Source organism: Campylobacter sp. 2018MI01, assembly GCF_018501205.1.
Classification (GTDB): Bacteria; Campylobacterota; Campylobacteria; order Campylobacterales; family Campylobacteraceae; genus Campylobacter_E.
The window spans coordinates 1-410 of sequence record NZ_JAHCZE010000182.1 but is presented as its reverse complement, the minus strand read 5'-3'; the positions used below and the strand labels follow the sequence as shown (position 1 = coordinate 410).

1 pseudogene is annotated in these 410 nt (G+C 56.6%); it reads left to right on the top strand.

Annotation, left to right across the window (positions count from 1 at the left end):
- Positions 1–410 (top strand): annotated as a pseudogene (locus tag KJQ97_RS10130) (hypothetical protein); the annotation flags it as partial.

The following is a 410-nucleotide window of genomic DNA, read 5'->3' as shown; positions in this document are numbered from 1 at the left end:
AAGATGGGCATCGAGTACATGCACATCGCCGACTATGAGCAGCGCAAGTGGTTCCAGGACCGTTTCGAGAAGGAGCATCAGCCGCTCTCTCGGAAGATGCATTTGCAGATCCTCGACCAACTCAACGAGGCCGAGATCTTTGAGACCTTCTTGCAGACCAAGTTCGTCGGTCAGAAGCGTTTCAGCCTGGAAGGCGGCGAGTCCGCCATCGTCTTGCTGGCAGCCCTATGCAATCGCGCAGCTGACGATGGTCTCAACGAAGTCTGCATCGGCATGCCGCACCGTGGCCGTCTCAATGTGCTAGCCAACATCATCGGGAAATCCTACGGACAGATCTTCCGTGAATTCGAGGGCAATGCCGAGCCGGTGAATTCTCAGGGGTCCGGTGACGTCAAGTACCACCTCGGTGA